We start from the raw sequence: 24,125 nt of genomic DNA on the forward strand, positions 1-24,125 counted from the left end.
CGCGCCCGCTGGACGCACCCGAACGAATCGCCGAGCGGACGTTCCGGGGCGTAGGGAACCCCTGACGGCCGATGACGGCGGGATCATGGGGATCATGCCACCGCAGCGCGCCCGGCGGAGGAACGGTTCTGCCGACGTGTTCCGAAGAGGGTGAACGCCGTGTTCACCAGGGCGACGTGGCTGAGCGCCTGTGGGGTGTTGCCGAGCTGGCGGCCGGCGTGCGGGTCCCACTCCTCGGAGAGCAGGCCGACGTCGTTGCGGACGTCGAGGACCCGCTCGAAGACGGTGCGGGCCTCGGCCGGGCGCCCGGTCATGGCCAGGGCGTCGGCGTACCAGAACGTGCAGGCCAGGAAGGCGCCTTCGGCACCGTCGAGGCCGTCGACCTCGTGCACCTCGCCGTCGCCCACGTCCGCGTACCGCCGCAGGAAGCCGCGGTCGTCGAGCCGGCCCATCGCGTCGACCGTGCTCAGGACCCGCGGGTCGGTCGCGGGGAGGAAGCCGAGCCGGGGGATCAGCAGGGCCGTCGCGTCGAGGCGGCGGGCGCCGTAGTACTGGACGAACGACCGCTGTACGTCGCTCCAGCCGAGCGCGCACACCTCGTCGTGCAGCTCGCGCCGCAGGGCCTGCCAGCGCCGGACGGAGGTGCGCTGGCCGGCGACGCGAGCCAGCTGCAGGGCGCGGTCGGCGGCGACCCAGGCCATGATCTTGGAGTGGACGAAGTGGCGGCGGGGGCCGCGCACTTCCCAGATGCCCTCGTCCGGCTCCCGCCACCGCTTCTCGACGTACTCCAGGAGGGAGGCCATCAGGCTCCAGACGTGCGCGTCGATGGTGACGCCGGCCCGGACGGCCGAGTAGATCGTGCTCAACACCTCGCCGTAGATGTCCAGTTGGAACTGGTCAACGGCCGCGTTGCCGAACCGGACCGGCCGGGAGCCCTCGTAGCCGGGCAGCCAGTCGGCGCGCACCTCGGGGAGGTTGCGCTGCCCGGCGACCCCGTAGAGCGGCTGGAGGTCCGCGGGGTCTCCGGCGACGGTACGGACGAGCCAGTCCTTCCAGGCGAGCGCCTCACGATGATATCCGCTGCGCAGCAGACAGGAAAGCGTGAAGGTGGAATCACGCAGCCAGCAGAAGCGGTAGTCCCAATTGCGTTCGCCCCCGATGGATTCGGGGAGCGAGGCGGTGGCCGCGGCGATGACGCCGCCGGTCGGTTCGTAGGTGAGAGCCTTCAGTGTGAGGAGCGATCTGATGACGGCTTCGCGATACGGGCCTTCGTAACGGAGTTGCGCGGCCCATTCGCCCCAGAAGGCGAGCGTACGGTCCAATTCCGATGCGACGTCGGGCACGGCGGGAGGCGCGGAATGGGAGGGCCGCCAGCCGAGGACGAAGGAGACCCGCTGACCGGCCGTCACCGAGACGTCGACGGTGGTGCGGGCGTCGGTGACGGTGACCTCGGCGCCCGGTCCGGAGATGAGGTACGCCGCGTCAGGACCCGCGACGGTCGCGACCGTCCGCCCGTCCACCGGGTACGACCAGGGAACGACGCCGCCGTGGTTGAAGCGCAGCCTCAACTCCCCGTGCAGGTCGACCCGTCCGGCGATGCCCTCGACCAGCCGGATGATCCGGGGGGTCTGCTCACGGGGCGGCATGAAGTCCGTGATGCGTACGGCGCCCGAGACGGATTCCCAGACCGATTCGAGGACGAGGGAATCGCCCCGGTAACTCCGGCGGCTGCAGGGGCGATTTCCGACCGGCGCCAGGCTCCATTGCCCGTGGGACTCGTCTCCGAGAAGGGCGGCGAAACAGGCGGGTGAGTCGAATCGGGGTGCGCACCACCAGTCGACAGCACCGTCCATTCCGATGAGCGCGGCCGTCTCCAGATCACCGATGAGGGCGTAGTCCTCAATTCGCCCTGCCATGAAGGGATTGTAATCCCGCCTTGACGGGGTGGCATTACGCGAAGGATCCTGAGAAAGGTCGCTCTCGGATTCCGGAGGGCTTCTGGAGAAAGCCGTACCGATGGGTAACGGGCCACATCCACTGCGCCGGTCGACCGACGTCTCACCGGAGGCCGACGCCCGCTCCGTGAGTCTCGTCGTGCCGGTGCGCCCCGGCGACCGCGACACCGGTTGGCTGCTGGAGCAGCTGCCGGCCGACGTCCACGAGGTCGTCCTCGTCGGGCGCGCGAGCGGAGAGGTCAACGACGCCACCGACACCGTCGCGCGGACCGGCGGTCGCTCCGCGAACGTACGCGGCGTCGGGCCCTGGAACTGCGAGGCGGGCGACATCCCGCACGCCGGCCTGATGGCCGCCACCGGCGACCTCATCGTGCTGATGGGCGCGGACGGCAGCATGTCCCCGCGAGAGATCCCGCACTACCTGCACTACCTCGACAGCGGGTACGACTTCGTCAAGGGCTCGCGCTTCATCGCAGGCGGCGGCAGCGCCGACTACCCCCTGCTGCGCCGGGCCGGCCACGCCACCCTGCTCCGGATAGCCCGTCAGCTGTACGGTCAGCATCTGACCGACCTCTGGTACGGCTTCTGCGCCTTCCGTCGCGGCTTCGTCGACCTCCTCGACCTGCGGGAGGATCGCGTCGAGCTGGGCGCCGAACTGGTCACCCACGCCCTGCACTACGGGCTGCGCATCGCCGAGGTGCCCAGCCTCGAGCGGCCACGCCGCCACAGCCCGTCGCACGCCCGCACGGTCCGTGACGGAGCGCGCATCCTGGGCGGGCTGGTCGACGAACGCCCGCACAACGCCCTGCTGCGACTCGCCCCCCGAACGCGGCGCGAGAAGCGCGCGGAGGGGGCGCACCCCGCTTGACGTATCAGATATCGGATGCTAACGGTTGAAGTCAGGCATTTCAGACGCACGTCAGACCCAGACCCTCGACAGGGTCGGTGGCCGGAAGTAGTCCGTCGTGACCGCACAGCGCTTCAGCCGAACGCCGGCGGCACCCGCCCCGCATCCACTGCGGCGGGTGACCGACTGGCCCACGGCCGAGTCCCGGCGCCGCCCGGCATGCGTCTCCCCCCGTCGCCCCACCGCCCACCCGGCCCGGCGCGCCTCCGACCGGCTCTTCTCGACGGTCCCGCGCTGCCGCACCACGCCCCGCGTGCCGAGGGCGGCGGCCCGGCGCCGGCGTTCCCGAACCGTCCGTGCCCGTGCCGCGAACAGGCGGCGGGCCGACGGTTCGCACGGCTCCGACCATTCCGACTGCTCCGACGGACCGGACGGCCACGACGGCTCCGGCCGTCGCCGTCGTGTGACGGCGGAGCGGACTGACCACCGAGGGCCGGACGCGTCCCGCGCGTACGCCCCGATCCGTCGTACGACCCCGCGACGCCCCGCGCGCCGCGCCCCCGAAGGAGGCGAGGCGTGATGGTCGCCGTGCGCGCACACGCACCGCTCCCCCGCTGGCTGACCCGGCCGGCCGTGGACCTCGAACTGATCATTCCGGCCTTCAACGAGCAGCGCAGGCTTCCCTCGACGATCGAGGCGACGATGTCCTTCCTCGCCGCCCGCCCGTGGTCGTCCGCCGTGGTCGTGGTGGACAACAACAGCGCCGACGGAACCCTGGACGCGCTGGGCGCTCCCGCCGACTCGCCCGTGGGCCTGCACGTGATCGGCTGCAGCGAGCAGGGCAAGGGAGCGGCCGTCCGGCGCGGGATCATCACCTCCTCCGCCCGCTTCATCGGCTTCGCCGACGCCGACAACGCGACCCCCATCGAGACCCTCGACCGCGTCATGGAGCTGCTGCGCGCGGGCCACGGCGCCGTCATCGCCTCCCGGCACGCGCCCGGGTCCCGGCTGGAGGTCGAGCAGTCGGTGCTCCGGCGCGGCGGCGGCCTGCTCTTCCGCACGCTCGCCCGGCTGACCCTGCCGGGGATCGCCGACACCCAGTGCGGGTTCAAGTTCTTCTCAGGACCGCTGATCCGCGAGGTGGTGCGCGACTGCCACATCGACGGGTTCGCCTTCGACGTCGAGATGCTCGCCCGGGTCGTCCGCGCCGGGCACGACGTCGTCGAGGTCCCGGTGGCCTGGTCGGACGTGCCGGGGTCGACGTTCTCGGCCCGCCGTGACGGCCTGCGTTCGATGGCCGACCTGCTGCGGATCTCCCTGGCCCGGTGATCGTGATGACCGCCCTCGACCAACTCGCCCGTACCGACATCGCCTTCCTGAACTGGCGCGACCCCGCGCACCCCGACGCCGGTGGCGCCGAGGCGTACTGCTGGGAGATCGCCCGGCGGTTCTCGGCGGCCGGGGCGCACCTCACCCTCGTCTCGGCCCGCTGCCCGGGCGCCCCGGCCCAGGAGTACCGCGACGGCATCCGGATCGTGCGCGCCGGCGGGACGTTCGGCGTGTACGCGGCGGCCGCCCGGCATCTGCTCGGGAACCGTCACGCGTACGACGCCGTGGTCGACTTCCAGAACGGGATCCCGTTCTTCTCACCGCTCTTCACCCCGCGCTGGACCGCCGACATCTGCGTCATCCACCACATCCACCAGGACCAGTTCGACGTGCGCTTCCACTGGCCGCTCAACGCGGTCGGCAGGCTCCTGGAGAAGCAGGTCAGCCGACGGGTGTACCGGGGGCGGCCGGTGGTCGTGGTCTCGCCGTCGACGCGGGAAGGAGCCCGGCGCGAACTCGGCTTCGGCAACACGATCCACATCGTGCCCAACGGCAGCCCGCACGCCGTGTCCGACGCCCCGGGCGGGCCGCGCAGCCTGACCCCCGCCATCACGGTCGTGAGCCGGCTGATGCCGCAGAAGCGGGTGGACCTGCTGGTCCGGGCCGTGCCCGCGTTGCTGCGGAGGATCCCGGACCTCCGGGTCGACATCTGCGGCGACGGCCCGGAACGGGAGCGGCTCCGGGCGCTCGCCGAGGAACTCGGCGTCGCCTCCGCCGTCCTCCTGCACGGACACGTCTCCGAGGAACGCAAGCGGGAACTCTTCCGCCACGCCTGGCTCACGGTCGTGCCGTCCGTCGCCGAGGGCTGGGGGCTCACCGTCATCGAGGCGAACGCCGAGGGCACGCCCGCCCTCGCCTACGAGGTGCCCGGGCTGCGCGACGCGATCCAGCCAGGGGTCAACGGCTGGCTCCTTCCGACCTCGGCCGATCTCGCCGACGGGGTCGGCGCGGCACTCGACGAACTGGCCGGGACCGAGGCCCGTACGGCCATGGCCGCCCGCTGCCGCTCCTGGGCCGCCGCGTTCTCCTGGGACGCGAGCGCCGAGCGGCTGGCGCAGGTGGTACTCGAAGACCTCCAGCGGATCCATCGGCACCGTCGGTCGCGGCGCACGGCGAGCGACCTGTCGGTCGTCATGCGCTTCACGGCGCGGGACGCCGAGGAGACGGAGCGGGCGCTGCGGCGCACGCTGCGCGGCACCGATGTGTGGACCCGCGACGGAGACGGCTTCCGGCTGCTCCTGCACGGCTGCGACGAGGTGCGGGCGCTGGAGGCCCTGAGGAGGCTCGACGTGCGCGAGGCGACCGTCACGCTCGCCGGCGGCCGGGACGTGCTCGTCGGCACGGCGAGCCCTCCCCGGGGGATCGCGACGACCGGTCCGGGAGGCGTCGCACCATGACGACCACCGGTCCCGTCGCCGCCCCCCGCTCGACCGACTTCGACGCCGCCGACGTCCACGCCACCGATGTCCGCGCCACTGACGTCCGCGACGAGGTCCCGACGGGAGGCGCCCCGAACGAGGTCTCGACAGGAGACCGCGTCCCCGCGAACGACCGGGTCCCCGCCGGGGACGAGGTCGTCGCGGTGCACGGGGCGCGCTGGATCGCCACCGCCGCCGTCACGGTCGGCGTCGTCAACTACGTGTACGCGCTTGCGCTCACGCGGCTGCTCGACGTCGGCTCGTACGCCACCTTCGCTGCCGGACAGGGACTCATCGTGTGCACGGCGGCGGTCGCGGTGGTGACCGTGCCGTGGATGCTGGCGCAGGCCCTGGCCCGGGCCCGGTCGGACGCCGAGCGGGGTGAGGCCATCCGGTTCGCCGTGGTGACGGCGATCGCGGGCGGTGTCCTCGCCGCGACCGTCGTGGGCGCCGTGGCCACCGAGTTCGCCGGCCTCGGGACCACGCTGGTGATCGCCGCCAGCACCCTGCTCATCTATGTGACCCGGGTCTGTGTCGGCTGGCTGCAGGGAACCGAGCGGCTGCGGACCCTGGCCTCGCTCACCGTCGTGGAAGCCGTCCTGAAGCTCGGCATCGGTCTCTTCCTCGTGTCGGCGCTCGACCTGGGCGAGGCGGGCGCACTGGCGGCGTTCGGCATCGCCGTGGCGCCGTTCTCGCTCTTCCTCCCGCACCGATACCGCAGCACGCGCCGGCGGCCGTGGCTCGCGGCGACGGCCAACCGGCAGCTGTGGCGGCGCGCCGTCGGTGTCGCATCCCTCCAGGGCGTCATCGCGCTGATGGCCGCGCTCGACGTGGTGCTGGTGGCGATGCTGCCCACCGACCGGGCGGACGCGGCGAGCTACCAGGCCGCCGTGATGCTGGGGCGCGTCCCGCTGTTCCTGGCGGGGGCCGTCTCCATCGCGTTCCTGCCGGCGCTCTCACGGCGGCGCGCCGGAACACCGCTCGCCGGCCGCGCCATGGGCATGTACCTCACGGTGGCCCTGCCGCTCGCCGTGGTCACGGCCACGGCCCCGGGAGCGGTGCTCACCACCGTCTTCCCCGACGACTACACGAAGATGAGCACGCTGATGGCGTGCACGGCGGTCGCCGGTCTCGCGCTGGGCGCGCTGAGCCTCCTGGTGACCTTCTCGCAGGCGGTGAACGACTACGCGGTGCTGCGTCCGCTCCTCGTCGGCCTGGTCTGTTACGTGACCGGGCTGACGACCGGGTGGGCGGCCGGCGGTGTGCTGGGGATGGCGATCGGCGGGATGTGCGGGACGGTGGCCGCTCTGGGCGTCCTGCTCGTCCGCAAGGCGGGCCGCCGACGGTCCGCCGGGCCGACCGGTACCCCACGCGCCGCCGTCCTCGGCGCCCTGCTCCCGCCCCTGCTCCTCGCCGGGGTGCTCATGGCGCTCCGCCCCCATGCCGTCGCCTGGCTGATCGTCGCGGTCCTGGCGACCGCGGTGGCGCTCCGGCGCTTCTTCGCCCGGCGCGGCACAGCGGTCTCGCAGGAGCCGTCCGCGCCGGACGAACCGCCCGCTCCGGACCGGCCGTCCGCTCCGGACGGGACCGGGCGAGGCGGTATGGAAGCGGAGCCCGGCGCGCCGGACCAGGACCCGGATCCGGCTCCGCACTCGGAGCCGTACCGCCAGGACACCCACCCGGACACCCACCAAGACACCCGCCCCTACCCCGACCCCGACCGCGAGGAGCGCGCGCTCCGGCTGCTCGCCGACGCCGTCTGGCGGGGCGACCCGCCGTCCGCGTCGGACGACGAGTTGCGCGCCGCGCTGGCGGTCGCCCGCCGCAACCGGGTCGAGGGCCGTCTCGCGCGGGCCTGTCCCCGCCAACTGGCCCCGACCGTCGACGCGGTGAGCGAGGCGACCCGGCTCTTCCGACGCAACCTGGTCGCGTCGACGGAGCAGCTCGCCCACGCGGGCATCCCCACCGTGCTCATCGACGACGACCCGAACGGCGACCACGTGGACGGGACCTTCGACCTGGTCGTCCCCCCGGACCGCCGGAAGGCCGCCCGAACGGCGCTCGACGGCCGGTACGCGAAACGGTCGACGTACTCGACGTACTCGACGTACTCGACGTCCTCGACGTGCTGGCCTCGGCGATCCGCCCCGGCGCCCCTGGAGCGGCCCGAAGGACCCTGTGCCCACCTGCACACCTCGGTGGCCTGGTTCGGCGTCCCCGTCATCGCCGCCGACCGTCTCTTCGCCCACGCCGTCCCCGATCGCGACGGCCGCGCCTGGCTCGTCCCCTGCCCGGCCGACCGGCTACGAATCCGGCTGGCGCACGGGCTGTTCACGAACCTCGCGCTCGACCTGTCCGACCTCGTCGCGCTGCGCGAGCTTCTGGCCCCCGAAATCCTCGCAGAGGCCCGCACGCAGGCCGCCCGCGAGGGCTGGTTCTCCGGCGGCGGGCAGGCGCTCGCCTGCGCGATGGAGGCCATGGCGCGCCTGGATCGCGGCGAACTCGTACGCCTCCCCCTGCCGTTGCCCGTCGCCACCTCGCTGCGCACCGGCGCCGAGCACGCGGGACACCTGCTGACCCGTGGGCGGGCCGGCGCCGCGGCCTGCGAGGTCGCCCTGCGCGTGCCCCTCGTCGTCACCGAGAGACTGCGGAGGCACCCCTCATGAACACGGCGAGGCCCCTCCTGGTCGCGGTGTCCGGATCCACGGGTGCGCGCACGTCCGCGCTGGTCCCGCGGCTGGCCGGGCTGCTGCGGGAGCGCGGCTTCGCCGTGACGACCCTCGACGACCACGGCTGCTTCCTCTGCCGTGGGTTCGGTTCTCCTCCACGGGCGAGGGATGAGGAGGAGAAGGCACGGCGCCCCGCCGGTCCCGCGCGCCGGGGACCGTGGGCGCGCCGTGCCCACGCGCTGGTCCACGCCGGTGGGTCGGCCGTCCGGACGTCCGCCGCGCGGCGTGCGCTGGCGGTACGGTCCCGGGGGCACCCGGCGGCCGTCCTGACGGAGCGGGGGCCGCTGGACGAGCTGGTCGCGTTCGACCTCCCGCCGGGCGGATCCTCCGGCGTGTTCGTCCGGCTCGCCCGCCGCCACGATCTGACCCTGCTGGTGGAGAGCGCTCCGGCCGTCGCCCCGCTGGGGCGCGACCGGGAGCGGACGGCCCGCTCGCCGTCCTCCGAGTGGGCGCGCTACCGCGCCTGGGCCTCGCGCCTGCCCCGCGTGGCCCGCCTCGACGGCGAGCGTGCCCCGTCCCGGGTCGCGGCGGACGCGGCGGAGCGGGTCCTTGACACCGTACGGATCCGGCGCCTGCCGGACGGCGGGAACGGGCCGCTCCCCGGGGCGCGCAAGCGGGTCGTCGTCTCGATCTTCGACGACGTGGGCAACCCGGACTACCGGGGCGGTGGGGCCCTGGTGGTGGAGAAGGTCGCGCGCCGGCTCGCGGAGGAGTTCGACGTGACGGTGGTGACGGCCGGCAGGCGCGGCGGAACGCGCCGACGGGACGGGATCCGCTACGTCTTCCTGCCGGTCCGCCGGGCCGGGCCGCGCGCCGGGCAGCTGCTCTTTCTGACCCTGCTCCCCTTCGTGGCCCGCAGGCTCCCGCACGACGCCTGGCTCGAGAACTTCACCCCGCCGTTCTCGACGAGCTTCCTGCCGCTGTGCACGCGCGCGCCGGTGGTCGGTATCGACCAGGGCCGGAGCTCGGAGGCGCTGTGGCGCCGCTACCACATCCCGTTCTTCCTGGTGGAGCGGTTGGGGCTGCGCTGCTACCGGCACATCGTGGTGATGAACGAGGCCGACGCGTCCGCCGTCCGGTGGCTCAGCCCCCGGGCCGACGTGCAGGTGATCGCCAACGGAGTCGAGCGACGGCAGATCGACGACGCCGGGCTCGGCGCAGGTGACCACATCCTGTTCCTTGGGCGGATCGACACCTGGGTCAAGGGGATCGACCTGCTGCTCGACGCCTATCTGCGGGGCCGTCCCGCGCTGCCGCTGGTCCTCGCGGGCAGCGGCACGCAGGCCGAGGAACGCAAGCTGGCGGCGCTGCTCGCCGCGCACCCGGGCAGCGTCCGCTGGGTGGGGTTCGCCGGGGAGGAGCTCAAGCGGGACCTGCTGCGCGACTGCGCCTTCCTGGTCATGCCGTCGCGGCACGAGACCTTCGGCCTTGTGGCGCTCGAAGGCATGTCGTACGGGAAACCGGTCCTCCACTTCGATCTGCCCGCCCTGCGGTGGATGAGCGACGGCGGCGATGTCGCCGTCCCGCCGTTCGACGTGGCCGCCCTGGGCGACCGGATGCGGATGCTGGCCGCCGACGAAGAGGCGCGCCGCGCGCTCGGCCGACGTGCGGGGCATGCGGCCCAGCGCTACACGTGGGAGGAGATGACGGGCCGGTACCTGGCCCTGACGCGCCGTCTGATCGACGCTCCGGCCGCCGGGCGGCGGCCCAGGAAGGACAGGAGGGGTGCGCCATGGCCGACCAGCCACTGACCTCCGAGCCGATGGCGGCCGAGATCGAAGCGGGCCGGCCGCTGATCGCGTTGTCGCCGCACCTGGACGACGCGGTGCTGTCGTGCGGCGCGCTGCTGCTGCACGCGCGCGTGCGGGCCCCGGTCACGGTCGTGTCGTTCTTCACGGAGGCCGCGCCGCCGCCGTACACGCTCTCCGGACGGCAGTACCTGCGGCAGACCGGGGCCATGGACGCCGACGTGCTGTACGCGGCCCGCCGGGACGAGGACCGGGCAGTGATGGCGGAGTTGGGGGTCGCCTGGAGTCACGTCGGCCTGGTGGACGGGCTGTTCCGGCGCAGGGCCGGCCGGGCGCCGCACACCGGCGGCCTGGCGGGGCGGCTGCCGGAGATCGACCACGTCTATCCCACGTACCGGCTCCATCTGTCGCGCGGCCGGGTCTCCCGCCACGACGCCGAGACCCTGGGCGCGGTCACCGAGGCGATCACCGCGCTGCTGCCCTCGGAGCGTGGCCTCGTGCTCGCGCCGCTGGGCGTCGGCGGCCACGCCGACCACGTCCTGGTCCGTACGGCGGCGGAGCTCAGCGGGCGCCGGGTCGCGTACTACAGCGACTTCCCGTACAACCAGCGGCACCGGCCCGATGCCGCCTTCACCGCGCGCCACGCGTTCGTCGCGTGCGCGTGGGAGGACGGGCTCGCCGAGAAGCAGGCGCTGATCCGGGGGTACCGCACGCAGGCGGACGCCCTGTTCCCCGAGGGGAACATCCCGCTCGCGCCCGAGATCTATCTGATGCCCGAGGACGTTCGCGCCGCGCAGGCGCCACGGACGGGAGGCGGGTCATGAGCACCTCCCGCACGACCGCACCCCCGCAGCAGCCTCCCGACCCCGGCCCCCGGCGCACACAACGACGACCGGAGAAGTCCGGCCGCGCGCGGCGGTCGGTGCCCACGATCGTCCTCGCCGTCCTGGCCGCGGCGGTCACCACGACCCTGCGGCTCGTGGCCGTCGACCGCTCCGGCGACGTGTTCGTCGACGAGCTGATCTACACGGAGCTGGGCAGGAGCGCGGGCGCGGGTGGCTTCCCCCGTACCGAGGAAGGGCTGTTCTTCCTGCATCCGCCGGGGTTCTTCTACCTCCAGGCGGGCTGGACGCGGCTGTTCGGCACGGACGGCGGCGACGTCCTCACGCAGGTGCACGACGTCCGGGTGCTCAACGCGCTGCTCGCCGGTGTGACGGCGGCGCTGCTCGTCCTCCTGGTCGCGCGGGTCAGGTCACGCGCCGCCGGCCTGATCGCCGGTCTCGTCTTCGCCGTGGACCAGTTCTGCATCCGGCAGAACGACCGGGCGCTCCTGGAGACCGAGACGATGGTCTGGGTCCTGGCCGGTTACCTCGTCCTGATCCCGCTGGCCCGCGACGAACCACCGCGCCGACCGCGCACGAGGGCCGTCGTCGCCGGTCTCCTCTTCGGGCTCGCGATCCTGACGAAGGACCACTCGGCGCTGATCACCGTCCTGCCGCTGCTCTTCGCGCTCGGGTTGAACTGGGGGCCGCCGCGCCGGTTCGTGGCGCTCACCCTGGTGACGGCGGTGGTGCCGTACACCGTGTACCTGTGTCTGGTGAGGGCCTTCGGTCACTTCGACGACTTCTGGTACGCGAAGACCATCGGCCTGCAGCGGCTGCTCGGCATCGTGCAGGAGACCGGTTTCAACGCGCCCGGTGCGCCCTCGCTGATGGGCCGGCTGACCGCGCAGCTCCCGGACTACGCGCCGACGTACACGATGCTCCTGCTCACCCCCCTGGCGCTCTTCCTGCTGCTACGGCGCAAGGACCGGGTCCACCGGCTGCTCGCGCTCTTCCATGCCTCGGCGATCGTCACCCTGCTCTACGCGTTCGGGCTCGGCACGCTGGAGGAGCAGGCGCTGTACCTGCTGTTCGTGCCGAACCTGGTGGCTCTCGCGGTGACCCTGCCGCTGCCGACGCGGCACGGCATGAGCCGCCGCGCGGCCGTCGCGGCCGGCCTCTCCGTCGCGTTCCTGGCCTGCGCGGTCCTCGGGCCCGCCGCCGTGTACGCGAAGGAACGCGGCCGGGCGGACGACGGGTTCGTCCAGCTGCGGGCCTACGTGACCGAGCATCTGCCGCGCGGCACCACCATCGCCACCGTCGACGGCGGCACGAGCAGGGGCGTCTCCCATTACGCCCTCAACGACCTGTACCGGCTGGACAACTGGGTCTCGGAGGAGGCCCGGGCCTATGAGCGCGTCCAGTACCTGATCGTCCCCTGGAGGGTGATCGAGCAGGGGTACGGCGATACAAGTCTGGCGGAGGTCGAGCGGCTCACCGAGCGCGGGCAGCTGCTGTTCTCCTTCGAGGGCGAGATGTACGGGACGCTGGCCCTCTACCGGATCCCGCTGCCGGACGGAGCCCGCCCGGCGCCCGAGGGGATCGGACGATGACGGTGAGCGCGCGGCCGCCGCGTGTCCTGCTCCTGACCAGCAGCCCGCTGGACGGCGCGGACGGATCGGACGTGGCCCTGGCGCGGGACGTCCTCGGGGCGCTGCCCGAGATCGAGTTCCTCTGGTTCTCCCAGTGGCCCCGGCGGCGGGGCCGACCACCGCCGCCCGTCGGCCGGGCGATCGCCCTGTGGTCCGGCGACGGCGCCCCGCACGCGCCGGTCCGGCTGCAGGCCGCACTCGCCGGGGCGGTCGCGGCCCGCCGCGCCGACCTCGTGCACGCGTTCGTGACGATCGGGCGGACGTTTCCGGCGTTCTCCTGGCTGCGCCCCCTGATGCTGGGGGCGCGGCCCGTCGTGCACAGCGTGCCCGGGGTGATGGACTCCCGGCTGCTGGCCAGGACCCGGCCGCTGGGGACGACGGTGGCGCTGACCGAGTCGATGGCGCGGCGGCTGCGCGCGGCGGACTTCGGCGACGTACGGGTGATCCCGCCGATGGTCCCGCTGGGGCGGTGGCCGTGCCTGCCGCGCCCCGAGGGGCTGCCTCTGGTCCTCTTCGTCGGTCACCACGATCCGCACGGCGGTGCCGTGATCGCCGTCGAAGCGGCGGCGGAGGCGGCGCGGGCCGGGGCGCGGTTCCGCCTCGTCCTCGCCCTGCGCGGGCGGCCGGGGCAGAACACGGCGGTCCTGCAGGACGAGCTGAGGGAGCTGGCCGGGGCGGTGGGGCTGACCGACGTCGAGGTACGGGGCTATGTCGACGACATGCACGCCCTGCTGGCCTCGGCGCACGTGCTGCTCTTCCCGCCGCCGGTGATCGGCGGCAAGGCGGACATCCCGTTCACGGTGCTGCAGGCGCTGGCCACCGGGCGTCCCGCGATCCTCAGCGACCTGCCGCAGTTCGCCGACCTGGGTGACGCGGTGCTGCGGGCGCCGGCCGGTGACGCCCGCAGGACCGGGCAGCAGCTGCTCTGGCTGCTCGAACAGCCCCGGGTCTGGGACATGCTCGCGGAGCGGGGCCGGGCGACCGTGGAGGAGTCCTTCGGCCCCGAACGGTTCACGGCCCAGTACGCGGCCCTGTACCGGGAGTTGCTGGCATGAGGACGCCCGACCACCGCAGCCGCCGCGCCGCGCTCGGGCTGCTCGCCGTCCTGGTGCTCGTCCTGGCGACGGTCGGGATCCTGCGCCGTGACGACGGAGGCGGGGAGACGGACGCGTACTGGTTCGGGACCCTGCAGACCGACGCGGACGAGGCGCGCCACGAGTACGAGCACGGCATCAGGGTCGCGCACCTGGAGATCGACTGGGACCGGTTCGAACCGGAGCGGGACGCCTACGACGACGCGTACGCGGAGGGGATCAAGGACCGGATCCGCGCGTTCCGTGACGCGGGGCTGCGGATCGAGGCGGGGCTCGGCCTCAACCATCCGCCCGCCTGGCTTGCGCAGGCGTATCCGTGGGCGGTGTACGTCAACCAGTTCGGCGAGCGGTCGTCGGGAACGGCGAACATCGTCTTCAGCACGGTCGTCCGCGCCGAGGCCGAGCAGTACGTGACCGAGGTGAAGGAGCGGATCGGCCTGGGGGACTTCTGGGCGCTGCGGATCGGGGTGAACGAGTCCGGGGAGTTCAGCTATCCCTCGCCCGTCTCCGAGGACCGGGCCGAGGGCGAGTTCTGGGCGTTCGACGACAACGCCCAGTCCACGGCCCCCGACACGGACCGTCCGGCCTCGGTCGAGCAGAACCCGTTCCCCGGGTGGCGGCCCGGGGAGACCACGTACCGGGGCGAGGCGTTCACCGGGCCGCAGGTGGGGCGCTGGTACGACTGGTACCTCACCTCGCTCGCCGACGCGGTCAACTGGCAGATCGGGCTCTACACGTCCCTGGGCCACACCGGTCCGCTGAAGGTGCTGATCCCGGGGGCCGGTCACCTCCCCGCCGACCAGCGGGCGGCGATCGCCGCCCACCTGGGCGCGACGGACGCGGCGCGGCTGGTGGGGCGAGGGGTCGCGTTCTTCGAGACGATCGGGATGGTCCACCGGCAGGACGAGGTGGTCCTGGTGTCGACGGCCCTCGTCGACGGCACGGGCACACCCAGGGCCAACGCCTGCGCGCCGACCGACGCGTCCGTGGACGTCGACGCGCCGGACGCACGGACCGTACGGGACTGGTCGTCCACCCGCTGGGTGGTGGCCGTGGCGCGGGCCGAGGGCTTCACCCGGCTCGCAGGGGAGAGCGCGGGGCCGCAGGTGGCGGCGTACCACCCCGGGGTGATGGAGTCGGCGGCCCGGCAGATGACGTCCTGCGGTCTCGAAGGCCTGATGTGGGCCTTCGACGAGAACCTCTACGACGGGACGCCGGGCTCGTCGCTTGAGGAGTACGCGGCGATGATCCGCCGTCACGTGTGAGGCGCGGGGCGGCGGGCGGTCAGCAGGAGGACGCCCGTGTCGCCGTACTCGGGGAGGGTGTGGTCCTTCGCGACCCGGGTGATCCGCAGCTCCTCGGTCAGCGGGGCGAACACGGAGCGCAGCGCGCTCGCGTCGACCGGGCAGGCGGGCCAGCGGGGCCCGGTGCCGATGCGGTAGCTGGGCATGCGTTCCATGAAGGCGGCGACGAGGTGGCCGCCGGGCCGCACCGAACCGGCGAAGGCGGCGCACAGGGTGGCGACCTCGGCGAAGTCCTCGGTGACGCTCTCGGCGACGAAGTTCATCGAGGCCAGGTCGTAGCTCCCGGGCAGGAGGTGGTCGGCGTCGCCGGGCACGACCCGTACGCGGGCGAGCGCCTCGGCCGGTGTGGCGGGCAGGCGGGGGTCGAGTTCGCGGCAGAGCGTGTAGAAGGCCTGCCAGCTGTCGTCGGGTCCCCGGTCGAGCTGGTCGCGGAGGTAGCGGACGCTCGCCGTGCTGGGTTCGAGCGCGTCGATGCGCCGGCTCGCCCCGGCGGCCAGCATCAGCGGGTACAGGTTGGGGCCCGCGCCGAACTCGAGGGAGCGGGCGACGCTACCGGGCTCGAACCGCCGGTAGAAGGCGGAGTGGTGGTGGATGACGCCGATGTCGCAGGGGTGCAGGCTCCGGTAGTTCTCCGCGAGGTAGTCGTCGACCGGCCAGGCGTTCCAGTCCGCGTCGTGGTTGCGCCGGGGCGCCCGGATCCGCGCGGCCCGGTTCATCGGGGTTCCGGCGGCCGGTCGGTGGCGACGAAGCCGGGGCGCCGGGTCGAGATCCGCTGCAGGTCGAAGCGTCGGGAGAGATCGGTGAGCGCCGCGTTGAGCTGCTCGATCTCCTCGTCGGTGTTGGCCGCGGTGACCTGGATCCGGAAGCCCACCCGGTTGCGCGGGACGAGCGGATAGCTGGCGAGGGTGACGTAGATACCTCGCTCCCACAGGAACGCGGCGACGGCTTCGAGGTCCTGGGCGTCGGCGAGCGGGATCTCGATGATCGGCAGCCCGTCGGTGTTGGGGGTGTCGATGTCCAGGGCGCGTACGTGGTCGAGGATCCAGGCGGTCTTGCGGTGGAGGTCGGCCCGGATCGCGTCGCCGCGCACGGCGTTGACGTCGAGTCCGGCGAGGGCGGTGGCGAGCGAGGCCGTCGGGGAGGGCCCGGAGTAGAGGTAGGGGGCGGCCGCGACCTTGAGGTGGTCCTTCAGCCACTTCGGGACGGCGAGGAAGGCGAGCAGCGAGGAGTACGCCTTGGAGAAGCCGCCGACCATCACCACGCCCTCGTAGCTCTCGCCGAGGTGGCGGACGATGCTGTTGCCCCGGGAGCCCCACGGGGAGGTCTCGCCGGGTTCCCGCTGGCCGATCACGCCGAAGCCGTGCGCGTCGTCGACGTACAGCAGGGCGCTGTTCTCGCGGCAGACCCGGGCGATCTCGCGGAGGTCGGGGAAGTTGCCGGTCATGCTGTTGACGCCGTCCATGCAGACGAGCCGGGGGACGTCGCCGGGGACGGAGCGCAGTTGCGTGTCCAGTTCCCACGGGCTGTCGGCGTGGAAGCGCTGCACCGTGGCGCCCTGCCCGCGCGCCACCACGCACCCGTCGTACACCGTGCGGTGGGCCTGGGCCTCGACGAAGACGCGTCCGTTGCCGGCGATCAGCGGGATGACCGACTGGTGGATGAGGGTGATGGTCGGCAGCAGCAGGGTGTCGGGCGCGCCGAGCAGGTCGGTGAGCCGCTCCTCGATCCGGGGGTAGAGCCGGGGACTGCCGATGAGCCGCGACCAGCTGGGGTGGGTGCCCCAGCTCCTGACCTGCGGGTCGATCGACGCCATGATCTCCGGGTCGAGGTCGAAGCCCAGGTAGTTGCAGGAGGCGAAGTCGATGAGCCAATGGTCCTCGACGCGCAGCTTGCGGCCGTCGATCTCGTCGATGACGGCGTCGCACATCGGGCTGGTCCGCTTCAGGCGTTCCAGGTCGAGCCATCGGGGGTCGCGCTGTCCCGAGTCCCGGCCGGGGCGGCCGATCAGCGGCCGTGAGGTCGCGGGCCTCGCCGTGGTCGGCCGCGCCGCCGGCGGACCGGCGGCGAGGTGGCCCGTGGTGGCGGGGAGGGTGGTCACGGCGGTCGCGGCCGGCGCGGACGCGGTGCCCGCGGAGGCGCGGCGCAGGAAGGACTCGGCTTGATGGGCGGTCATGGGCCGGGCGAACAGGAAGCCCTGCCCGTACTCGCAGCCCATGGCGGCGAGGAGTTCGCGCTGTTCCTCGTGCTCGATGCCCTCCGCGACGACCTTGAGCCCGAGGACGTCGGCGATGCGGACGATGCCCTCGACGAGCGCCATCTGCTGCCGGTCGGTGGTGATGTCGTCGATGAACGACTTGTCGACCTTGAGCACGTCGATGGGGAACTCCCGCAGATAGCTGAGGGAGGAGAAGCCGGTGCCGAAGTCGTCGATCGCGAGGGAGACGCCCAGGTCGCGCAGGGCCCGCATGGTGGTGCGGATCTGCTCGTCCCGGCGCATCAGTACGGTCTCGGTGAGCTCCAGGACCAGGGAGCCCGGCGCGAGCCCGGAGGAGCTCAGGGTGCGGCGTACGTCGTCGAGGAGGCCGGGGTCGCGGAACTGCCGGGCCGAGACGTTGACGTTGGCGTACAGCGGCGGCTGCCGTCCGGGGCGGGAGCGCTGCCAGCGGGCGACTTCGAGCGCCGCGTGTTCGAGGACCCAGGCGCCGAGCGGCATGATGTGCCCGCTCTCCTCGGCCAGGGCGATGAACTGGTCGGGCGGGACCATGCCCCGGCGGGCGTGCGGCCAGCGGATCAGTGCCTCGAAGCCGGCCACCGTCCCGCCCGCGACCTCCACGATCGGCTGGTAGCGCAGGGCGAAGGCGTGGTCGGTGATGGCCCTGTCCATGCCTTCCTGGAGTTCGTGCCGGGCGACGAGCCGGGAGTGCAGCTCGGGCCGGAACCTGCGCCAGCGCTTCTTGCCCGCGGCCTTGGCCGCGTAGAGGGCGAGGTCGGCGTGGCCGAGGAGTTCCTCGGCGTGGGCGCTGTCGAGGACGGTCGCGACGCCGACGCTGGTCGAGACGGAGACGGCGCCGTCGGTGAGGTGGAAGGGCTGGCTGAGGGTGTGCACGATCTGGGCCGCGAGCGCCTCGGCGTCCCCGGGTTCCTTGGCCCCCTCGATCAGGACGGCGAACTCGTCGCCGCCGAGCCGCGCCGCGGTGTCGCTGAGCCGCAGGACGGAGGTCAGGCGGCGGGCGACGGCGACGAGGAGTTCGTCGCCGACCGAGTGCCCCATGGTGTCGTTGACGACCTTGAAGTCGTCGAGGTCGACGAAGAGCATGCAGGTCAGGGTGGATTCGCGGCGGCCGCGCAGCAGGGCCCGCTCGATCCGTTCGAGGAGCAGGACCCGGTTGGGCAGCCCGGTCAGGGAGTCGTGGAACGCCCGGTGGGTGAGCTCGCGCTCCAGCTTCCGCTGCTCCGTCACGTCGCGCAGGGTGAGGACGAGGCCGTGGACGGTCTGTTCGTTACGGAGGTTGCTGCACCGGACCTCGACGTGCAGGTCGGTGGCCTCGCCCCGGCGTAGCTTCCAGTCGTCCCTGGCGTCGATGGCGTCGCGGGAGCGGACGCCCGCCAGGATCCGCAGCGCGCCGGCGGCGTCGCCGGGCGCGAGCAGGTCGGTGAGCGGCGTGCCGGGCAGCAGCGAGTGGCCGAACATGGACTCGGCCGAGGGGCTGGCGTACCGCACGGTGTCGTCGTCGTCGACGATCAGGATGACGTCGGAGGTGTTGTGCACCAGGGTGCGGAAGTACGCCTCGCTGGTGCGGCGGTTGACCTCCTCGCTGAGCCCGAACCGCTCCAGGGCCAGGGCGGCCTGGGAGGCCAGGGACTGCGCGGGGCCCGCGATCGCGCGGAGCTTCTTGTCGGGGGCGGCGAGCAGCAGGACGCCGAGGAGGGATTCCCCGGCGGCGGGCGCCTGGAGGGCGAGCGGGCACAGCAGGGCGTGCGAGAGCGGGCCGAGGGCGTGGGTGACGGTGGCGTCGAGCTCGTCGGTGGGGACGACCCGGCCGCCCTGGGCGAGGAGTTCGGGCCATGGGACGGCCTGGGGGCCGGTGAGTTCCGTGCCCCGGAAGTTCCAGGGCAGGTGCCCGGTCGGAACGGCGTACAGGAGCCGTCGGCGGTCGCGGGCGAGGAGCATCGTCTTGTGCGGGGTGCCGGGGCCGACGAGGGTCGCGGCGGCCACCTCGACGGCGCTGGCGACCTCGCGCGGGCTGAGTGCGGCCACCAGCGAGGCGGCGGCGACGCGCAGACTGCGCTCGCGGGCCTCGGCGTTGCGGTGTTCGGCCATCATGCCCCAGAGCCGGGTGAGCACCAGGAGGAACATGATCGCGGAGAAGACCGCGATGACGGCGATGTCCTGTTCGCGGTCGTTGCGCAGGGACTGGTAGAGCAGCAGGACGGGCGCGATGAGCGAGGCCGCGGCCAGCATGGCGAGGCGCCGTTCGGCGATGACGGCCGGGGGCTGGGGTGCGCGCTCGGTCAGGCCGGTCATGGAGGGGTGCAGGGCGGCGAGGCCCCAGGCGGTGAAGAAGAGGACCCAGCCGATGTCCCAGCCGGTCCCCACCTGCCAGGTGCCCTTCAGCTGGAGCGTTCCGTAGATGACGTCGGAGGCGAGGATGCCGCAGGTGCCGACGGTGAGCAGTTGCACGCTGCGGGACTTCAGCCCGCCGGGGACCAGAAGGCGGGCGAGCATGGCGAGCATCAGGACGTCGCCGAGCGGATACGCGATCGAGATCGCCTTCTCGATCCACGTCATGTCGGGCGACTTGGCGAGCGGCGTGATCAGGTACACCCAGGAGAGCAGGGCGAGTCCAGAGGTGAGGATGAGGGCGTCGAGTGCCACGGCGAGGTCGCGCGCGGCGGCACGGTAGCGGATGAACCCGAAGAGCCCGATGGCGAACAGGGGGTACGTGGCCAGGTAGAGGGCGTCCGCGACGGAGGGGAAGGGGTTGGTCTGGTCGAAGAGGCTCTCCAGCAGGTTGTACGCCGTGTCGCCCGCCACGAAGGTGAAGTTGGCCCCCGCGAGCACGAGCCAGGGCCAGCGCTTGGCGGGCTTGTGCAGATGCACGCCGGTGAGAATCGCGACGACCCCGCCGAGGCCGATCAGCGCCCACAGGAGGGTGTGCCATTCGGGATACGTGAGATAGGCGACCGTCAGACCCGACACGACCACCACATAGACCAGGGTCCAGCTCGCCAGCGTTCCGGGCCGGAAAGGCACCCGGTTCTGCTGTCGCAGCGGCATCGTCGACCGCCCCCTTGCCAGGTTGGCGCCCGGTGGCGGAATCGGACCCTGTACCCACCAATTCTCGGGGCATCCGACGGGGGGTGCATCTCGGGGAGGGTTCCGACGCCCGGCGCCTCCCGCACGGGGTGGGGCGGGCTCGCGCCCGGGCAGGTCAGAGCCTTCCGGCGTGCGGGGGGCACCCGCCCGGCGTAACGTCGCCGATGGATCTCGGGTGACCCGACCCATCGGGAGGCCGTGTGCGCGACTCCGGCGAATCCAGGCACGAGGACGACGCGTCGACGTCGTCCTCTCGCGCTCGGCGCATCCGGCTCGCGGTGACGGCGGTCGGGGTGGCTCTCCTGGCCGCCGGCGGCCTGTACGCGGCGGGTCTGATAGCCACCGGCGACGAGATATCCGAGGGCACCCGCGTGGGCGGGGTGGACATCGGCGGCATGAGCCGCGAGGAGGCCCGCGCGAAGTTGACGTCGTCGGCGCCGCCGTCCTGGACCGCGCCGATACCGGTGCAGATCGGTGGGAGCACGGGCACCGTCGATCCCGCCGCGGCAGGACTGAGCGTCGACGTGACGGAGACCGTCGACAAGGCGGCCGACCCGGCGCGCGATCCGGTGACCGTGATCGGCCGGCTGTTCTCAACCGACGAGCGGGACGTCGAACCCGTCGTCGACTTCGACGAGACCAAGGCCCGGGCGGCGATGACGGAGACGGCCCGCACCCACGACCGCGCGACCGTGGAGGGCGCCGTCTCCTTCAAGAACGGCCAGGCGGTGACCGTACAGGCCAGGGACGGCCAGAAGCTGGACATCGACGCCTCCCTGGACACCCTGCGCGCCAACTACCCCGAGCCCGAGGGCGCGAACCCGGTGACGCTGCCGACGGCCGTGTCCCGGCCCAAGGTCGGCGAGGCCGAGACGGCCCGCTTCCTCAACACGTTCGGGACGCCCGCGATGTCGGGCCCTGTCACCCTCACCGTCGACGGTGAGCGACTGCGCATCACACCGACCACGCTCGGCGCCCATCTGACGGTGAAGGCGGACGGCAAGGGCCGGCTCGTGCCCACGCTCGACGAGAAGGCCCTGATCCGCGACCCGGCCGTCGCCCGCCCGCTCGACGCGATCGCGAGCGGCCCGGTCGAGGCCCGCCTTGGCGTCGAGAACGGCAAGGTGGTGGTCCTCGCGGACGGCGAGCCGGGCCATGAGGTGACCGCGAAGGCGCTGGGCGACGCGGTCATGCCGTTGCTGCCGAAGCGGGGCGAGGGCGCGCGGACCGGTCCTGTGGCCACCGAGCTGATCCAGCCGGTGCTGACCCGGGAGTCCGTGGCGAAGATGGGCATCAAGGAGCAGATGTCGACGTTCACGGTCAACTTCCCCACCGCGCCCTACCGGACGATCAACATCGGCCGGGCCGTCGAGCTGATCAACGGCTCGCTGGTGAAGCCGGGCGAGGTCTGGAGCTTCAACCGGACGGTCGGCGAGCGCACCAAGGCCAACGGATTCGTGGACGGCACGATGATCCTGGACGGCCAGTACCACTCGGCCCCGGGCGGCGGGGTGTCCGCCGTCGCGACCACGGTCTTCAACGCGATCTTCTTCGCCGGGGTGAAGCCGGTCGAGTACGGGGCGCACTCGTTCTACATCGAGCGGTACCCGCCGGGCCGGGAGGCGACGGTGGCCTGGGGCACGCTCGACCTGAAGTTCCGCAACAACTCGGACGCCTGGATCTACATCAAGGCGACCGCGACGGACTCCTCGGTGACCATCAGCTTCCTCGGCACGAAGAAGTACGACGCGGTGGAGGCGGTGGAGGGGCCCCGCACCAACCTCACGGAGCCCGCCGAGCGGACGGGCACCGGTCCGAAGTGCGAGCCGCAGCCTCCGCTGGAGGGCTTCGACATCACCGTGGACCGGGTCTTCCGCGACGGCGGGGCGGAGGTCGGCCGGGAGACCTTCCGTACGCACTACACCCCGCGCGACCGCGTCACGTGCGAACCAGCGGAGCCTCCGCCGCCAGCACCTGAAGGAGGTGGGTGACCGCCTCCGCGACGGCCGTGCGCGCCGGGCCGAGGTAGCGGCGCGGGTCGACGGTCGAGGCGTTCTCCCCCAGGTGGGTCCGGACGGCGCCGGTGAACGCCTTGTTGAGGTGGGTGGCGACGTTCACCTTGGTCATTCCGGCGTGGACGGCCCGGCCGAGGTCCTCGTCCGGGACGCCCGAGGAGCCGTGCAGGACGAGGGGCACGTCGACGGCCTCACGGAGCCGGGCGACGAGTGCGAGGTCGAGGACGGCGTCCCGGGTGAGCATCGCGTGGGAGCTGCCGACGGCGACGGCGAGGGCGTCGACGCCGGTGGCGGCGACGAACGCGCGGGCCTCGTCCGGGTCGGTGCGCACGCCGGGCGCGTGGGCACCGTCCTTGCCGCCCACCTCGCCGAGTTCGGCCTCCACCCAGACGTCGTGGTGATGGCAGTGGTCCGTCATCGCGCGGGTGGCGGCGACGTTCTCCTCGTACGGGAGGGTCGACGCGTCGAACATGACCGAGCGGAAGCCGAGGGCGACCGCCTCGCGGACGAGTTCGGGCGACTCGGCGTGGTCGAGGTGGACGGCGACCGGGACGGCGGCGCGGCGGGCGATGGCGAGGGTGGCGAGTCCGATGGGCTCCAGGGAGCCGTGGTAGCGGACGGTGTTCTCGCTGATCTGGAGGATGACCGGCAGGCCCGCGGCCTCGGCGCCGGCCACGATGGCCTGCGCGTGCTCGATCTGGATGACGTTGAAGGCGCCCGCGCCGGCCTTCCGTTCACGGGCGGCGAGGACGATCTCGCCGGTGGCGGTGAGCGGCATCAGCTCTCCTCCGTCCCGACGGGGGTGAGGACGACGGACCGGGTGAGGTTCCGCGGCCGGTCGGGGTCCTGGCCCTGGGCCTCGGCGAGCAGGACGGCGAGCCGCTGGACGCGGATGAGGTCGGCCATCGGGTCGAGCTCGGCGTCGGTGTCGCCGGAGTCGGCGACGAGGGTGCCGCCGACGCGGTCGACGTCGTCGGCGAGGCCGGTGGGGACGGGGCCGAAGGACCAGGCGACGCGGCCGGGCGCGGTGATGCTGATGGGGCCGTGGCGGTACTCCATGGCGGGGTAGCCCTCGGTCCAGGCGCCCGCCGCCTCGCGCATCTTCAGGCCGGCTTCGAGGGCGAGGCCGTAGGTCCAGCCGGTGCCGAGGAAGGTGTACTGCTCCGCCCCGGTGATCTCCCCCGTGAGGGGCTCGGCGACGGCGCGCTCGGCGTCCTTGGCGGCGCGCTCGACGGTCCGCACTCCGGCCGGGAGGGCGTCCTCGGCCTCCAGGTGGGCGCGGAGCAGGGCGAGGGCGGTGGTGGCGAAGCGGGTCTGCACCACCGACTCCTCGTCGGCGAAGTCGAGGACGGCCACGGCGTCGGCGGCGGTCATCACGGGGGTCGTGGGGTCGGCGGTGAGCGCGCCGGTGGCGACGGTGCCCTGGACGCGCCGGAGCAGGTCGAGGACCTCGGTCGTGGTGCCGGAGCGGGTGATCGCGAGGACCCGGTCGTAGCGGCGGCCGAAGGGGAACTCGGAGGCGGCGAAGGCGTCGGTCTCGCCGTGTCCGCCGGTCTCCCGGAGCTGGGCGTAGGCCTGGGCGATGAACCAGGAGGTGCCGCAGCCGACGACGGCGACGCGCTCGCCGCGCACCGGGAGCGCCGCGCGGTGCTGGGGCAGGGTCTCGGCGGCCTGGCGCCAGGAGGCCGGTTGGGAGGCGATTTCGGCGGCGGTGCGGGAGGGTCCCGAGGTGGGCACGTGCGGCTCCTTCACAGACACAGGATGCTCACTCTTGCTCGTAACAGATTATTTTCGAGCATCTTCGAGCAACGGCTACGGTGCGTAGTATCCATCAGC

The 24,125-nt window shown here is 73.0% G+C and carries 15 protein-coding genes; 10 read left to right on the forward strand and 5 right to left on the reverse strand.

The features are described 5' to 3' along the window. Positions 1-92: 92 nt before the first annotated feature. The gene (locus tag ACGFYP_RS05625; RefSeq protein WP_393486710.1) at positions 93-1,916 is read right to left on the reverse strand and encodes a glycoside hydrolase family 15 protein; all 1,824 of its coding nucleotides are present in this window, start codon (positions 1,914-1,916) and stop codon (positions 93-95) included. 166 nt (positions 1,917-2,082) lie between these two features. Between ACGFYP_RS05625 and ACGFYP_RS05630 the strand changes: the two genes are divergently transcribed. From ACGFYP_RS05630 to ACGFYP_RS05670, 9 genes are all read left to right on the forward strand, one after another. Then, the gene (locus ACGFYP_RS05630) at positions 2,083-2,823 is read left to right on the forward strand and encodes a glycosyltransferase (protein ID WP_393486713.1); all 741 of its coding nucleotides are present in this window, start codon (positions 2,083-2,085) and stop codon (positions 2,821-2,823) included. A 558-nt stretch (positions 2,824-3,381) separates the two neighbouring features. After that, on the forward strand, positions 3,382-4,131 hold the full coding sequence (locus ACGFYP_RS05635; protein ID WP_393487486.1) for a glycosyltransferase: 750 nt from the start codon (positions 3,382-3,384) through the stop codon (positions 4,129-4,131). A gap of 5 nt (positions 4,132-4,136) precedes the next feature. Further along, complete coding sequence (locus tag ACGFYP_RS05640; protein ID WP_393487488.1) at positions 4,137-5,588, forward strand: glycosyltransferase family 4 protein; 1,452 nt, start codon at positions 4,137-4,139, stop codon at positions 5,586-5,588. Further along, complete coding sequence (locus ACGFYP_RS05645) at positions 5,585-8,275, forward strand: hypothetical protein (RefSeq protein WP_393486715.1); 2,691 nt, start codon at positions 5,585-5,587, stop codon at positions 8,273-8,275. The genes ACGFYP_RS05640 and ACGFYP_RS05645 overlap by 4 nt, the downstream gene beginning before the upstream one ends. Continuing rightward, complete coding sequence (locus tag ACGFYP_RS05650; protein ID WP_393486717.1) at positions 8,272-10,089, forward strand: glycosyltransferase family 4 protein; 1,818 nt, start codon at positions 8,272-8,274, stop codon at positions 10,087-10,089. The genes ACGFYP_RS05645 and ACGFYP_RS05650 overlap by 4 nt, the downstream gene beginning before the upstream one ends. Continuing rightward, the gene (locus ACGFYP_RS05655; RefSeq protein WP_393486719.1) at positions 10,071-10,910 is read left to right on the forward strand and encodes a PIG-L deacetylase family protein; all 840 of its coding nucleotides are present in this window, start codon (positions 10,071-10,073) and stop codon (positions 10,908-10,910) included. The genes ACGFYP_RS05650 and ACGFYP_RS05655 overlap by 19 nt, the downstream gene beginning before the upstream one ends. Beyond that, positions 10,907-12,520 (forward strand): ArnT family glycosyltransferase, encoded by a 1,614-nt coding sequence (locus tag ACGFYP_RS05660; RefSeq protein WP_393486721.1) that lies wholly within the window; start codon positions 10,907-10,909, stop codon positions 12,518-12,520. Before ACGFYP_RS05655 ends, ACGFYP_RS05660 begins: the two co-directional genes overlap by 4 nt. Beyond that, positions 12,517-13,614 (forward strand): glycosyltransferase family 4 protein, encoded by a 1,098-nt coding sequence (locus tag ACGFYP_RS05665; RefSeq protein WP_393486724.1) that lies wholly within the window; start codon positions 12,517-12,519, stop codon positions 13,612-13,614. The genes ACGFYP_RS05660 and ACGFYP_RS05665 overlap by 4 nt, the downstream gene beginning before the upstream one ends. After that, on the forward strand, positions 13,611-14,918 hold the full coding sequence (locus ACGFYP_RS05670) for a beta-galactosidase (protein WP_393486727.1): 1,308 nt from the start codon (positions 13,611-13,613) through the stop codon (positions 14,916-14,918). The genes ACGFYP_RS05665 and ACGFYP_RS05670 overlap by 4 nt, the downstream gene beginning before the upstream one ends. Here the strand turns inward: ACGFYP_RS05670 and ACGFYP_RS05675 are convergent. Together ACGFYP_RS05675 and ACGFYP_RS05680 are read right to left on the reverse strand one after the other, a co-directional pair. Beyond that, complete coding sequence (locus ACGFYP_RS05675; protein WP_393486729.1) at positions 14,909-15,673, reverse strand: class I SAM-dependent methyltransferase; 765 nt, start codon at positions 15,671-15,673, stop codon at positions 14,909-14,911. The genes ACGFYP_RS05670 and ACGFYP_RS05675 overlap by 10 nt on opposite strands. Continuing rightward, a complete protein-coding gene (locus tag ACGFYP_RS05680) occupies positions 15,670-20,235 on the reverse strand; it encodes an aminotransferase class I/II-fold pyridoxal phosphate-dependent enzyme (RefSeq protein ID WP_393486732.1) in 4,566 nt (1,521 codons plus the stop codon). The genes ACGFYP_RS05675 and ACGFYP_RS05680 overlap by 4 nt, the downstream gene beginning before the upstream one ends. 239 nt (positions 20,236-20,474) lie before the next feature. Between ACGFYP_RS05680 and ACGFYP_RS05685 the strand changes: the two genes are divergently transcribed. Further along, complete coding sequence (locus ACGFYP_RS05685; protein WP_393486734.1) at positions 20,475-22,265, forward strand: VanW family protein; 1,791 nt, start codon at positions 20,475-20,477, stop codon at positions 22,263-22,265. Here ACGFYP_RS05685 and ACGFYP_RS05690 read toward each other — a convergent pair. Together ACGFYP_RS05690 and ACGFYP_RS05695 are read right to left on the reverse strand one after the other, a co-directional pair. After that, positions 22,213-23,067: a ketose-bisphosphate aldolase gene (locus ACGFYP_RS05690; RefSeq protein WP_393486736.1), complete on the reverse strand. Its 855-nt coding sequence runs from the start codon at positions 23,065-23,067 to the stop codon at positions 22,213-22,215. The genes ACGFYP_RS05685 and ACGFYP_RS05690 overlap by 53 nt on opposite strands. Continuing rightward, positions 23,067-24,026 (reverse strand): sugar isomerase, encoded by a 960-nt coding sequence (locus ACGFYP_RS05695; protein WP_361963221.1) that lies wholly within the window; start codon positions 24,024-24,026, stop codon positions 23,067-23,069. The genes ACGFYP_RS05690 and ACGFYP_RS05695 overlap by 1 nt, the downstream gene beginning before the upstream one ends. Between the last annotated feature and the right edge of the window lie 99 nt (positions 24,027-24,125).

It is taken from the genome of Streptomyces sp. NPDC048370 (genome assembly GCF_043200825.1).
Classification (GTDB): Bacteria; Actinomycetota; Actinomycetes; order Streptomycetales; family Streptomycetaceae; genus Streptomyces.